Here is a 12180-nt window from a genome sequence, read left to right as displayed (position 1 = left end):
CCCCACCGACCCGCACCCCAGTCACCGCTCGACCAGCGGAGCTACCCGTGCCAGGACCGCCAGAGCGCCGCGTACGCCCCCTCCGCCGCCACCAGCTCGTCATGGCTGCCCAGCTCGCTGATGCGGCCGTTCTCGACGACGGCGATGATGTCCGCGTCGTGGGCGGTGTGCAGGCGGTGGGCGATCGCGACGACCGTGCGGCCGTCGAGGACGCGGGCCAGGGAGCGTTCGAGGTGGCGGGCCGCGCGCGGGTCGAGGAGCGAGGTCGCCTCGTCCAGGACCAGCGTGTGCGGGTCCGCCAGCACCAGCCGGGCCAGCGCGATCTGCTGGGCCTGGGCCGGGGTGAGCGCCAGCCCGCCCGAGCCGACCTCGGTGTCCAGGCCCTCGTCCAGCGCCCGCGCCCACCCGTCCGCGTCGACCGCGCCCAGCGCCGCCCACAGCTCGGCGTCCCCCGCGTCGGTCCGGGCGAGGAGGAGGTTGTCGCGCAGGGAGCCCACGAAGACGTGGTGCTCCTGGTTGACGAGGGCCACATGCGAGCGGACGTGCTCCGCGGTCATCCGGGACAGTTCGGCGCCGCCGAGGGTGATCCGGCCGTCCCGGGGCGCGTAGATGCCGGCGAGCAGCCTGCCCAGGGTGGACTTGCCCGCGCCCGAGGGGCCGACCAGGGCCAGCCGGGTGCCGGGCGCGACCTCCAGGGACACCTTGCGGAGCACGTCGACGCCCTCGCGGTAGCCGAAGTGCACCCGGTCCGCGTGTACGTCCCGGCCCTCGGGGGACAGACCGGCGTCCCCGGCATCGGGCTCGATGTCGCGGACGCCGACCAGCCGGGCCAGCGAGACCTGGGCGACCTGGAGCTCGTCGTACCAGCGCAGGATCAGGTTGACCGGGTCGACGAGCATCTGCGCGATCAGGGCACCCGTCGTCAGTTCGCCCACCCCGATCCAGCCTTGGAGGACGAACACCCCGCCGAGCATCAGGACCGAGCAGAGCACCGTGACATGCGTGACGTTGATGACCGGGAAGAGCACCGACCGCAGCCAGAGCGTGTAGTTCTCCCAGGCGGTCCACTCCTTGACACGGCGTTCCGAGAGGGCGACGCGCCGGTCGCCGAGGCGGTGGGACTCGACGGTGCGGCCGGCGTCCACGGTCTCGGCGAGGGCCGCGGCCACGGCGGCGTACCCGGCCGCCTCCGAGCGGTAGCCGGCCGGGGCGCGCTTGAAGTACCAGCGGCAGCCGATCACCAGCACCGGTACGGCGATCAGCACGGCGGGCGCCAGCGGCGGCACGGTGACGACGAGACCGCCGAGCAGCAGCACCGCCCACACCACACCGATCGCCAGTTGCGGCACGGCTTCCCGCATCGCGTTGGCGAGCCGGTCGATGTCGGTGGTGATGCGGGACAGGAGGTCGCCGGTGCCCGCCCGTTCGAGGACACCCGGGGGCAGCCCGACCGACCGGACGAGGAAGTCCTCGCGCAGGTCGGCCAGCATCCGCTCGCCGAGCATCGCGCCCCGCAGCCGCACCTGCCGGATGAACAGGGCCTGGACGGCGAGCGCGACCACGAACACCCCGATGGTCAGGCCCAGATGGAGTTCCCGAGCCCCGTCCGACACCCGCTCGACGAGATCGCCGAGCAGATAGGGGCCCACCATCGAGGCGACCACGGCGACCGTATTCACGGCGACGAGAAGGAGGAAGGCACGGCGATGCCGGTGGAACAGTTCGGACACGTAGGCCCGTACGGTTGCGGGGGCGCCGACCGGCAGGGTGTTCGCCGTGGTCGGGGCCGCCGGGTCGTAGGCCGGGGGCGCCACGCCGATCATGCGCTCTCCTCGATTTCTTCCAGTGCGCTCCGCAGAGCGGCTTCGTCGTCCAGGGCACCTCGCAGGGAGGCGTCGTCGTTGTCCGAGGTACCCCGGAGGGGAGCCTCGCCGTGTTCCGCGGCACCCCGAAGCGGGGCATCGCGGGATCCCAACTCACCCCTCAGCAAGGCGTGTTCATCGCGCGACGCGGACTCCTCCTCCGTCTCGCGCGTCACCACGGCTCGGTACCGGGGCTCGCTCCGGAGCAGGTCGCGGTGGGCGCCGACCGCCACGACCTCGCCCTCGTGCACCAGCACGACCCGGTCCGCGTGGTCCAGGAGCAGGGGCGAGGAGGTGAACACCACCGTGGTCCGGCCGGTCCTCAACTCCCGTACGCCGTCGGCGATCCGGGCCTCGGTGTGGGAGTCGACGGCGGAGGTCGGCTCGTCCAGGACGAGGACCTCCGGGTCCGTGATCAACGACCGTGCCAGGGCGAGCCGTTGGCGCTGGCCGCCGGAGAGGGAGCGCCCGCGTTCGGTGATGCGGGCGTCCATCGGGTCCTCGGTGTCGAGCGACCCCTGCACGAGCGCCACCAGCACGTCCCCGCACTGCGCGGCGGCCAGGGCCTCCTCCGCGCCGACCGCACCCGAGGAGGGCACGTCGAGCAGCTCGCGCAGCGAACCGGACAGCAGCACCGGGTCCTTGTCCTGGACGAGGACGGCGGTGCGCGCCGAGTCGAGGGGGAGTTCGTCGAGTGGTACGCCGTCCAGGAGCACGGAGGTGCCCGCCTCGGCGGGGTGTCCACCGAGGCGTTCCGCCAGCCGTCCGGCCGCGTCGGGGTCGCCGCACACCACGGCGGTGAGCCGGCCGGAGGGGGCGAGCAGACCGGTGTCCGGGTCGTACAGATCCCCGGCGGGTACCTCGGCCGCGCGCGTCCCCCCGGTGTCGGTGACCCGCTCCAGGGCCAGCACGTGTGCGGCGCGTTTGGCCGAGGGCCGGGAGAAGGAGTACGCCATGGCGATCTCCTCGAAGTGCCGCAGCGGGTAGGACATGACCATCACCGCGCTGTAGACGGTGACCAGTTCGCCCACCGTGATCCGGCCCTGGCGGGCCAGCTGCACGCCGTGCCAGACGATCGCGATCAGCAGCAGACCCGGCATCAGCACCTGGATCGCGGAGATGACCGCCCACATCCGGGCACTGCGCACGGCCGCGTGGCGGACCTCCTGGGAGGCACGGCGGTAGCGGTCGAGGAACAGTTCCTCGCCGCCGATGCCGCGCAGCACCCGCAGTCCGGCGACGGTGTCGGAGGCGAGTTCGGTGGCACGGCCCGCCTTCTCGCGCTGCACGTCGGCGCGCCGGGTGGCGCGGGGCAGCAGCGGCAGCACGGAGACCGCCAGCACGGGCACGCCCACGGCGACGACGACACCGAGCGCGGGCTGGTACACGAACAGGCCGACGCAGACGATGACGATCGTCAGCGCGGCGGCCAGGAAGCGGGACAGCGCCTCCACGAACCAGCCGATCTTCTCGACGTCACCCGTCGACACGGCCACGACCTCACCGGCCGCGACCCGCCGGGTCAGCGCCGAGCCGAGGTGGGAGGCCTGGCGGGCCAGCAGTTGCTGGACGCGGGCGGCGGCCGTGATCCAGTTGGTGACGGCGGCCCGGTGCAGGAAGGTGTCGCCCACGGCGATGCCCGCCCCGCACAGCACCATCAGCCCGCCGGTCTGGGCCAGCCGGCTCCCGGAGCGGTCGACCACGGCCTGCACGGCGAACCCCACACAGAACGGCAGCGCGGAGACGGACACGAAGTGCAGCAGTCCCCAGGCCAGGGACTTGAGCTGACCACCGAGCTGATTCCGGCCGAGCCACCACAGGAATCGGGGCCCCGAGCGCGCGTCGGGCACACCCGGGTCGGGATACGGAAGGTCTTGAATCTGCATGACGTCCCAGTGGCTCTTGTTCAGGCGGGAAGGGGGAAGGAGGAATCGCGGAGCGCGGCAACACACCGCGAGCGGAGTACGGCAACAAACTGTGAAAGGTTCGCGTCGCAGCGTGGTCCGGGGCAAGCGGTTTTCCCTGCCAGGGGTCAGAACCGGCGTTCACCCATCAGGGGCGAGATGTCCGTGACCTCACACAATGCCGCCGAATGCGATGTGACCATGGCCCGATGCAGAGTGGCGGCACACGACGTGCGACGGTCGCGATGGCGGCTCTCGGTTCCCTCCTGACGATGACGACCCTGTCCGCGTGTGGCAGTACGCACACCGGACACCCCGGTGGCACGGAAGGGAGACCCGGCGCACAGGCGACCCACCCGAAACGGGCCGTGGCCACCCAGGACCCGACCCGCATCCCGGCCGTCGGCGACCGGCTCCAGCGCGCGATCCCCACCGACACGACCCAGGTCCTGACGGTCTACGGCGACGGCAAGGACTCCCCGGACTCCACCGCCGTCCTGTTCACCAAGAACGATTCCACCTGGGACCGGGCCGCCGGCTGGCCCGCGCACAACGGCAAGCTGGGCTGGACCACCGACCATCACCTCGACGACAAGCGCAGCCCGGTCGGCGTGTTCACGCTGACCGCCGCGGGCGGTGTCCTCGACGACCCGGGCACGGCACTCCCGTACTCCCAGGACGAGTCGTACGAGGCGCCGCGCGACTGGGACGAGTCGCACTGGCACGACTTCGACTACGTCATCGCCATCGACTACAACCGCGTCCCCGGCACCCCGCCCGACGACGCGGAGCAGCCCATGGGCGAGGACAAGGGTGGCGGGATCTGGCTGCACCTGGACCACGGCAGCGGTACGTCGGCCTGCGTCAGCCTGTCCAAGGAGGCGATGGAGTACCTGCTGCGCACGCTCGACCCGGACCGGCATCCCGTGGTGCTGATGGGGGACAGGGCGGACCTCAAGGGGTAGAACACCGCCCATGAGAAGTCGGATAGTCATGTCCATGCTCGCCGGAGCGACCCTCCTGGCGAGCGCCCTCCTCGGGGCGAGCCCCGCACAAGCGTCCGACACGAAGACCCAAGCGGTCGATACGAAGCCCCGAGCGGTCGACGCGAAGGCCCAAGTCGCAGACGTCCCCGCCGAGTTCGGCACCGACTGGCACGATCCCCTCACCGCCGCCCCGCCCGTTGCCAAACCCGCGACGAAGTCCTGCCACGTCACCCTCGCCGACACCGAGTTCCGGGACTTCACCCCGTACAAGGGCACTTACGCCCCGCCCACGGCCTGCGGCGACCGCTGGAGCAAGGTCGTACTCAGGCTGGACGGGACGGTCGCCGGACGGCAGTACGACCGGCTCGGCTACCTGCACGTCGGCGGCGTCGAGATCCTCCGTACGTCGACGCCGGAGCCCTCGCCCGACGGCATCGCCTGGACCGTCGAGAAGGACGTCACCCGCTACAGCGCCACCTTCCGCAGCGCGCAGGACGTCGAGATGCTCATCGGCAACGTCGTCGACGACACGTACACCGGAGTCATCGGCGTCAAGGCCACGCTGACGTTCTACGAGGGCAGACCCGCTGCGGCGCAGACCCCCGACCGCGTCCTCACCCTCGCCGCCGACTCCACCCTCACCACCCCGCGCAACACCGAACGCATCGTCGCCGAGGTCTACGCGACCGGATCCGGCGGAGGCTGCGAGGAGTTCTGGTACCTCGCCGTGCCCGACTCGGCCCCGTACTCCTGCCAGGCGGACAAGGGCCCCTACCGCGAGGTGCAGATCAAGGTCGACGGTCAACTCGCCGGAATCGCCGCCCCGTTCCCGAACGTGTGGACCGGCGGCTGGTCCGACCCCTTCCTCTGGTACGTCATTCCCGGCCCGCGTGCCTTCGACGTGAAGCCGATCGAATACGACCTCACGCCCTTCGCCGGGCTGCTCAACGACGGCCGCCCGCACCACGTCGACGTCTCCGTCGTGGGCGTGCCCGAGGGGCAGAGCGGTTGGAGCGCGCCGGTGAACGTGCTCGTCTGGCAGGACGCGCAGCGCGCCCAGGTCACCGGAAAGCTCACCCTCGACCGGGTCGGCGAGCTCGCCAACTCCTCGACGTACACGCCCGGTTCGGAGGAACGCGTCGACACCGACGCGGGCCATCGGCTGACCACGGCCGGGTACGTCGACACCTCGCACGGCCGGGTGCGGACCACCGTCGACCGGACGCTCGCGAACACCTCCGTACACCGTTGGATCGACGGCGAGAACATGGACGGGCTCGACGCGACCTGGACGGACGACGAGTCGGTGACCGTCGACGGACGTGGACCGGCCCGGACGACGGCCATGCACCGGACGTACACGATGAACGGTTCGACGACGATCGGGACGGACGACCGGCTGCGTACCGTTCTCACGCTGGGCGACCGGGCGGCGGTCGTCGACACGCAGGACGGGCGGCGGACCGGGTGGTCGCGGCTCGACGACACCTACACCGGGGACGCGACCTACACGCTGAACGTGCCCCGTGACCAGCGGCACGCGGTCGGGACGTCGAGTGAGCGCTACCGGCTGTACGGCTCGGGCGGCTGCTACGACCGTTCGCTGAAGACCGCGCAGGGGGTGCTCACCGAGGACCGCAGCGGCTGCTGACCTGCTATGCGTGCGATGCGTCACTCAGATGTGTGATTTACACGGCCGTCACACGGAGGTTTTCCGGGCGATCAACAACGGCTTCAAAGTGTCCACTCGGAAGCCGCTTTCCGTATCGCAGAAGTCGCCCCCCATCGTCTTCCGCGAACGACCGTCCCCCCTCAAGGAGTGCCCGTGCCGCCGTCCGTCCCGCCTCTGCCGCGACGCGTCGCACGCATACTGCGTACCTCACTCTTCGCGCAGGTCGCCTGCGCGCTCGTCCTCGGAATCCTCGTCGGAAAGCTGTGGCCCGACGTGGCCACGGACCTCCAGCCCCTCGGCGACGGATTCACCCGGCTCATCAAGACGATCATCTCGCCCCTCGTGTTCTGCGTGGTCGTCGTCGGCATCGCCAAGGCCGGTGACCTCAAGGCCTTCGGCCGGATCGGCCTCAAGGCGCTGATCTGGTTCGAGGTCGCCAGCACCGCGGCGCTGATCATCGGCCTGGTCCTCGCCAACGTCGTCCAGCCCGGCTCCGGGATGCACGTCGACCCGGCCACGCTCAACACCTCGGCGGTGGACGCGAAGACGGGCGGCGCCGCGCTGCCCTCGACGACCGAGTTCATCGTCAACGCGCTGCCCACCAGCTTCATCGGCGCCTTCGCCGAGAACTCCCTGCTCCAAGTCCTCATCCTGGCCTGCCTGGTGGGCGCCGCGCTGCTCCACCTCGGCCACACCAAGGTGCCGAAGGTCCTACCCGCGATCGAGCAGGCTCAGGAGATCATCTTCGCGATCGTCGGCTTCGTCATGCGGCTCGCCCCGCTCGCCGTCTTCGGCGCGATGGCCGTCCTCGTCGGCCAGTACGGGCTCGGCGTGATCAAGACCTACGCCAAGCTGATCATCCTCTGCTACGTCGCCGCCGCGCTCTTCGTCGCACTGCTCGCCGTCGCGCTGCGGCTGGTCACCGGGCTCAGCCTCTGGAAGTTCCTCCGCTACATCCGGGAGGAGATGCTCCTCGCGCTCGGCACCGCCTCCACCGAGTCCGTCATGCCGCGCGTGATGCAGAAGCTGCGCAAGGCCGGCGCCCGGGACGACGCGGTCGGCCTGGTGCTGCCCACCGGCTACTCCTTCAACCTCGACGGCGCCTCGCTCTACCTCTCCATCGGCACCCTGTTCATCGCCCAGGCCGTCGGCGTCGACCTCAGCCTCGGCCAGCAGATCACCGTCGTCCTGGTGCTCATGCTGACCAGCAAGGGCATGGCCGGCATCCCTGGTTCGGCCTTCCTAGCCCTGTCCGCGACCGCCTCCTCGCTGGGCGCGATCCCGGCCGGCGCGGTCGCCCTGCTCCTCGGCGTGGACCGCATCATGGACTCGATGCGCGTCGTCACCAACCTCCTCGGCAACTGCGTCGCCGTCTTCGCGGTCTCCCGCTGGGAGGGTGCCCTCGACATCGAGAAGGCCAAGAAGGTCCTCGACGGCGAGATCACGGACGTAGAAGAAGCCGTAGAAGACGAGGGTGTGCCGGAAGAGGCGGAGATCCCCGCGCAGCGCGTCAAGGAGACTGCCCCCGAGGCCAGTTGATGTTGCGTCAGTTCGTCGTGGCGGGCTGCGGCTCCTGCTCCGTTTCTACGGTGGGGGAGTCGCGGCCCGTTTTCGGTGACCCGGGTGGGGCGGTTTCCTACGCCTTGGTGTCGACGAGGTCGACCGGGTAGTCCTGGTCGAAGTCGGCCGAGCGGCTCACCGCTTCCCATACGGCCGCCTGCGTGATCTGGTCGCGTGAGTAGCTCTGCGCCATCTCGACCGCGATGACACCCAGGAGGAGATGAGAGGGGAGGTTCGGCTGCTTGACGAGCCGGACCAGGATCTCCCCGGCCCGCTTGGGGTCGCCTGCGGCGGTCACGGGACCGTCGAAGAGGCGTATCACCGCGCCGACGGTCTCGTCGTACTCCGGCGGAACCTCCGGGATCTGCATCGACGAACCGGCCCAGTCGGTCGCGAAGCCACCCGGTTCCACGACGAGATACCTGATGCCGAACGGCGCGGTCTCGGCCGCGAGCACGCGCGTGAAGCCGTCGACCGCGAACTTCGCCGCCTGATACGACCCGAGACCGGGATTCCCGCCGACCCGGCCGCCGACGGACGAGAACTGTACGACCGTGCCCGCGCCCTGCGCCTTCAGGATCGGGAGCGCTGTCGTCGAGACGTTGTAGACGCCCCAGAAGTTCGTGTCGAACTGTCGGCGGAAGTCGTCCTCCGGTGTCGTCTCGACCGGGGAGAGGTTGGCGTACCCGGCGTTGTTCACGACCACGTCGATCCCGCCGAAGCGGTCGACTCCCGCCTGGAGGGCTGCCGTTGCGGCCGCCCGGTCGGTGACGTCGAGCGCTACGGGGAGTACCTGGTCGCCGTACTTCTCCACGAGGTCGTCCAGCTGCTCCGGCTTGCGTGCCGTCGCGACGACCTGGTCGCCGGCCTCCAGGGCCGCGACGGTGAGGTTGCGGCCGAAGCCGCGGGACGAACCGGTGATGAACCATGTCTGAGTCATGTAGCTAGCAAAACACTGTTTCGTTATTAGTGCAACCCTGTTGCGCTAAATTAATGCAACCAAGTTGCGCTACGCTCTGGGTCATGAGCACGCCCAGTCCCCAGCGCGCCCGCAGCGCGGCGGCCAAACAGCAGCGCGAGCGCGCGATCCTCGACGCCGCCAGATCCCTCGGAGCCGAACGCAGCGTGCGCGAGGTCACGCTCACGGACATCGCCGCCGCCGTGGGCATGCACAAGTCCGCGATGCTGCGGTACTTCGAGACCCGGGAGCAGATCTTCCTGGCGCTGACCGCCGAAGGCTGGGAGGACTGGTCGGCGGAGCTTCGGGCGCGGTTGAGCGAAGCCGCCGACGGGGATTCCGACGCGGTCGCCGCCGTCATCGCGCGGTCGCTCGTCGCGCGGCCGTTCTTCTGCGATCTCCTCGCGCAGGCGCCGTTGAACCTGGAACGCAACGTCTCACTCGACTCGGTGTACGAGTTCAAGACGGTCGTACTCGGCGTAGTCGCCTCGCTGGTGACCGAGTTGTGCCGGATGCTCGCGATCGCCGAGCGGGCGGCCATCGATGTGATCGCCACGGCGACGAGCATGGCCGGGGCGCTGTTGCAGATGGCCGCCCCCGGTACGCGCCTCCGAACGCTCTACGAATCCCGTCCCGAGTTGGCGCACGCACTGGTCGACGTCGAACCCCAACTGACGCGCATCCTGGCCGCGTTGCTGACAGGACTGCGCGCTACCGCGACGTCAACAGAGCCTTTCGCGCAGGCGGGAGTTGACGCCGCGCAGGCGTGAACCGAAGCCGGTCGGCCGCGGCTCACGGCATCGATGACTGCCCGCGCGTACTGGCGAAACGGCTGCGATAGTGCGTCGGTGTCGTGTCCAAGTGGCGGGCGAAGGCGCGGCGGAGGGTCTCGTCGGTGCCGAGCCCGCTGTGGTGTGCGGCGGAGGTGACGCTGTGGCCTTCGAGGAGGAGATGCTGGGCGCGGTCGAGACGGACCCGTTCGACCCAACGGGCGGGCGTGGTACCGAGTTCGGTGCGGAAGAGCCGCGTCAGGTGGCGGGGGCTGACCGCCACGGTCGCCGCCATGGCGGGCAGGCTGTGGTCGGCGGCCGGGTCGGCCAACACCGAGGCGATCAGCGACCGTAGCGGATCGGTGCGCGGTGGTGGGGTGGCGGTGGCGGCGGAGAACTGTGACTGCCCGCCCGGGCGTTGCATGAAGACGACCAACTCGCGCGCGATGTCCCTGGCCACGTCCGCTCCGTGATCGTCCTCGACGAGGGCGAGCGCCAGGTCGATGCCGGCGCTGATGCCCGCCGAGGTGACGAAGCGCCCGTCGCGGATGTGGATGGCGTCCGGCTCGACGCGCACTTGAGGGTAACGGCGGGCGAGTGTCTCCGCGTGCCGCCAGTGGGTCGTGGCCGACCGGCCGTCCAGCAGGCCGAGTTGGGCGAGGACGAAGGCGCCCGTGCAGACGGACGTGACCCGGGCGGTGTGGTCGATGAGGGTACGGGCAGCGGTCAACAGCTCTTCCCCGGGCGCCTGTTGGGCCAGCCGTTCGCCCCCGGCGACCACCACCGTGTCGACCGGCCCGGCGTCGGCCGCGGTCACCGTACCGGTCAGCGTCAGCCCATTGGAGGCGGTCACCGTGCCGCCGTGCGGTGAGACGAGCACCAGCTCGTAGGGGTGGCCGCGCCGGCCCGGCTCGTGCAGCACCTCGGCGGGGCCGCTGACGTCGAGCATGGTCACGCCGTCGAAGACGAGGAATCCGACCCGATGTGTCATGTCTGAATCCATGCCCGAAGCCACGTCTGAAGCCATGTCCGAATCTGTGGTTCTCCTGGCTGTGAGGACATGGCCCCAGCGTACGCCGCCGACGATCCTGGAGTCACAAGAGATCGCGTCACAAGAGATCGCGTCACGAGAGACCGAGTCACGAGAGACCGGGTCGCACGACATCGAGGAGAGGGAAGAACGATGAGCGAAGTGATCGCAGGCGTGGAGATCCCGGACACCGCCCTGGTGCGGGAGGCGACCGAGCTGGTGCGCGAGGCCGCGTCGCCGTTGCTGTTCGACCACTCCCGGCGGGTGTTCCTGTGGGGCGCCCTGCGCGGCCGGGAGCAGGGGCTCGCGTACGACCCCGAGCTGCTCTACGTGGCCGCGATGTTCCACGACCTCGGGCTCACCGAGAAGTTCCGCCGTACCGACCAACGTTTCGAGATCGATGGTGCGGACGAGGCCCGCCGGTTCCTGCACGCCCACGGCATCGCCGGTGAGCCGGCCGACCGGGTCTGGGCGAGCATCGCCCTGCACACCACGCAGGAGATCCCGCTGCACATGTCCGCCGAGATCGCCCTGGTCAACCGGGGTGTGTCGCTGGACGTCGTGGGCATCGGCTACGACGCCGTCTCCGACGAGCAGCGCGCGGCCGTCGTGGCGGCACACCCCCGCCCGGACTTCAAGAACGGGATCCTCGCCGCCTTCACCGAGGGCATCAGGGATCGCCCCGAGACCACCTTCGGCAACATCAAGGCGGACGTGCTGGAGCACTTCGTACCGGGCTTCGTGCGCGGCGACTTCGTGGAGCGCATCAAGGCCTCGAACTGGCCGGAGTAATCCCCTGACCCGAAGGCGCCGGATGAACCGGAGGGACCGGATGAACCGGAGCGCCGCGAACCTGGTCTCCGGCGGCAGCGTTGATACGGGTCAGCGGGTCAGCGGGTCGGCGGGTCAGCGGGTCGGCGGGTCAGCAGGACCGCCCGTGCCCATGCCCCTCGTGCACCCCATGGACGTCATGCCCTTCATGCGCACCAGGTGCCCCATCCACCAACGTGTCCAGCAGCGTCCGCAACACCTCGCGCTCCACATCCGTGAGCGGCGCCAGAATCTCGTCCGCCGCCCCGCGCCGCGCGCTCCGCAGCTCGCTCAGTGCCTTGCGGCCGTCGTCCGTGATCTCGATGCGGATCACCCGGCGGTTGGACGGATCGGGCGCCCGCCGCACCTTGCCGCTCGCCTCAAGGCCGTCGACCAGTGTCGTCACGGCGCGCGGCACCACCTCCAGACGCTCGGCGAGGTCGGCCATGCGCGGCGGGGAGTCGAAGTGCGCGAGGGTGCGCAGCAGCCGGGACTGGGCGGGGGTGATGCCGAGGTCGCGCTGCTCCAGGTGGCGCTTCTGGATGCGGTGCACCCGGCGGGTGAGCCGCAGCAGCTGCTCCGCGAGCAGGCCGTCGGAATCGGGGGTGGTCATACGGGAACAATATCA

Annotated in this window: 10 protein-coding genes; 5 read left to right on the top strand and 5 right to left on the bottom strand. The window is 70.3% G+C overall.

The annotated features are described in order from the left end of the window. Nucleotides 1-41: 41 nt before the first annotated feature. Nucleotides 42-1823 carry an ABC transporter ATP-binding protein gene (locus tag ACNFOC_RS24655; RefSeq protein ID WP_416961271.1) on the bottom strand — a complete coding sequence of 594 codons (1782 nt, stop codon included), beginning with the start codon at nucleotides 1821-1823 and terminating at the stop codon, nucleotides 42-44. Then, nucleotides 1820-3748, bottom strand: coding sequence for an ABC transporter ATP-binding protein (locus ACNFOC_RS24650; RefSeq protein WP_416961270.1), 1929 nt, complete (start codon nucleotides 3746-3748; stop codon nucleotides 1820-1822). Before ACNFOC_RS24650 ends, ACNFOC_RS24655 begins: the two co-directional genes overlap by 4 nt. A gap of 227 nt (nucleotides 3749-3975) precedes the next feature. Here ACNFOC_RS24650 and ACNFOC_RS24645 point away from each other — a divergent pair, with 227 nt between their 5' ends. From ACNFOC_RS24645 to ACNFOC_RS24635, 3 genes are all read left to right on the top strand, one after another. After that, the gene (locus tag ACNFOC_RS24645) at nucleotides 3976-4731 is read left to right on the top strand and encodes a L,D-transpeptidase family protein (RefSeq protein WP_416961269.1); all 756 of its coding nucleotides are present in this window, start codon (nucleotides 3976-3978) and stop codon (nucleotides 4729-4731) included. A gap of 10 nt (nucleotides 4732-4741) precedes the next feature. After that, nucleotides 4742-6403: a peptide-N4-asparagine amidase gene (locus ACNFOC_RS24640; RefSeq protein WP_416961268.1), complete on the top strand. Its 1662-nt coding sequence runs from the start codon at nucleotides 4742-4744 to the stop codon at nucleotides 6401-6403. A 174-nt stretch (nucleotides 6404-6577) separates the two neighbouring features. Next, the gene (locus ACNFOC_RS24635) at nucleotides 6578-7963 is read left to right on the top strand and encodes a cation:dicarboxylate symporter family transporter (RefSeq protein ID WP_416961267.1); all 1386 of its coding nucleotides are present in this window, start codon (nucleotides 6578-6580) and stop codon (nucleotides 7961-7963) included. Nucleotides 7964-8060: 97 nt separating this feature from the next. Here ACNFOC_RS24635 and ACNFOC_RS24630 read toward each other — a convergent pair whose 3' ends face one another. Then, nucleotides 8061-8924, bottom strand: coding sequence for an SDR family NAD(P)-dependent oxidoreductase (locus tag ACNFOC_RS24630; RefSeq protein ID WP_416961266.1), 864 nt, complete (start codon nucleotides 8922-8924; stop codon nucleotides 8061-8063). An 83-nt stretch (nucleotides 8925-9007) separates the two neighbouring features. On the opposite strand from ACNFOC_RS24630, the gene ACNFOC_RS24625 reads away from it, so the two are divergent. Then, entirely contained in the window at nucleotides 9008-9712 is a 705-nt protein-coding gene (locus ACNFOC_RS24625; RefSeq protein WP_416961265.1) for a TetR/AcrR family transcriptional regulator, read from the top strand. Nucleotides 9713-9734: 22 nt separating this feature from the next. On the opposite strand, the gene ACNFOC_RS24620 is transcribed toward ACNFOC_RS24625, so the two are convergent. Beyond that, nucleotides 9735-10703 carry a GlxA family transcriptional regulator gene (locus tag ACNFOC_RS24620; protein WP_416961264.1) on the bottom strand — a complete coding sequence of 323 codons (969 nt, stop codon included), beginning with the start codon at nucleotides 10701-10703 and terminating at the stop codon, nucleotides 9735-9737. Nucleotides 10704-10895: 192 nt separating this feature from the next. Here ACNFOC_RS24620 and ACNFOC_RS24615 point away from each other — a divergent pair, with 192 nt between their 5' ends. After that, nucleotides 10896-11534 (top strand): HD domain-containing protein, encoded by a 639-nt coding sequence (locus tag ACNFOC_RS24615; protein ID WP_416961263.1) that lies wholly within the window; start codon nucleotides 10896-10898, stop codon nucleotides 11532-11534. A gap of 130 nt (nucleotides 11535-11664) precedes the next feature. On the opposite strand, the gene ACNFOC_RS24610 is transcribed toward ACNFOC_RS24615, so the two are convergent. Then, nucleotides 11665-12165: a MarR family winged helix-turn-helix transcriptional regulator gene (locus tag ACNFOC_RS24610; RefSeq protein ID WP_416961262.1), complete on the bottom strand. Its 501-nt coding sequence runs from the start codon at nucleotides 12163-12165 to the stop codon at nucleotides 11665-11667. Nucleotides 12166-12180 lie beyond the last annotated feature (15 nt).

The sequence above is a fragment of the Streptomyces colwelliae genome (genome assembly GCF_048158785.1).
Classification (GTDB): domain Bacteria; phylum Actinomycetota; class Actinomycetes; order Streptomycetales; family Streptomycetaceae; genus Streptomyces.
Note: the sequence above shows the minus strand (reverse complement) of the source record. Positions and strands in the feature narration are given on the sequence as shown.

What these genes read in the sequence shown, in the direction of transcription:
- ACNFOC_RS24655 (WP_416961271.1), bottom strand. Translation starts at nt 1,823, where the DNA reads ATGATCGGCGTGGCGCCCCCGGCCTACGACCCGGCGGCCCCGACCACG.
- ACNFOC_RS24650 (WP_416961270.1), bottom strand. Translation starts at nt 3,748, where the DNA reads ATGCAGATTCAAGACCTTCCGTATCCCGACCCGGGTGTGCCCGACGCG.
- ACNFOC_RS24645 (WP_416961269.1), top strand. Translation starts at nt 3,976, where the DNA reads ATGCAGAGTGGCGGCACACGACGTGCGACGGTCGCGATGGCGGCTCTC.
- ACNFOC_RS24640 (WP_416961268.1), top strand. Translation starts at nt 4,742, where the DNA reads ATGAGAAGTCGGATAGTCATGTCCATGCTCGCCGGAGCGACCCTCCTG.
- ACNFOC_RS24630 (WP_416961266.1), bottom strand. Translation starts at nt 8,924, where the DNA reads ATGACTCAGACATGGTTCATCACCGGTTCGTCCCGCGGCTTCGGCCGC.
- ACNFOC_RS24625 (WP_416961265.1), top strand. Translation starts at nt 9,008, where the DNA reads ATGAGCACGCCCAGTCCCCAGCGCGCCCGCAGCGCGGCGGCCAAACAG.
- ACNFOC_RS24620 (WP_416961264.1), bottom strand. Translation starts at nt 10,703, where the DNA reads ATGACACATCGGGTCGGATTCCTCGTCTTCGACGGCGTGACCATGCTC.
- ACNFOC_RS24615 (WP_416961263.1), top strand. Translation starts at nt 10,896, where the DNA reads ATGAGCGAAGTGATCGCAGGCGTGGAGATCCCGGACACCGCCCTGGTG.
- ACNFOC_RS24610 (WP_416961262.1), bottom strand. Translation starts at nt 12,165, where the DNA reads ATGACCACCCCCGATTCCGACGGCCTGCTCGCGGAGCAGCTGCTGCGG.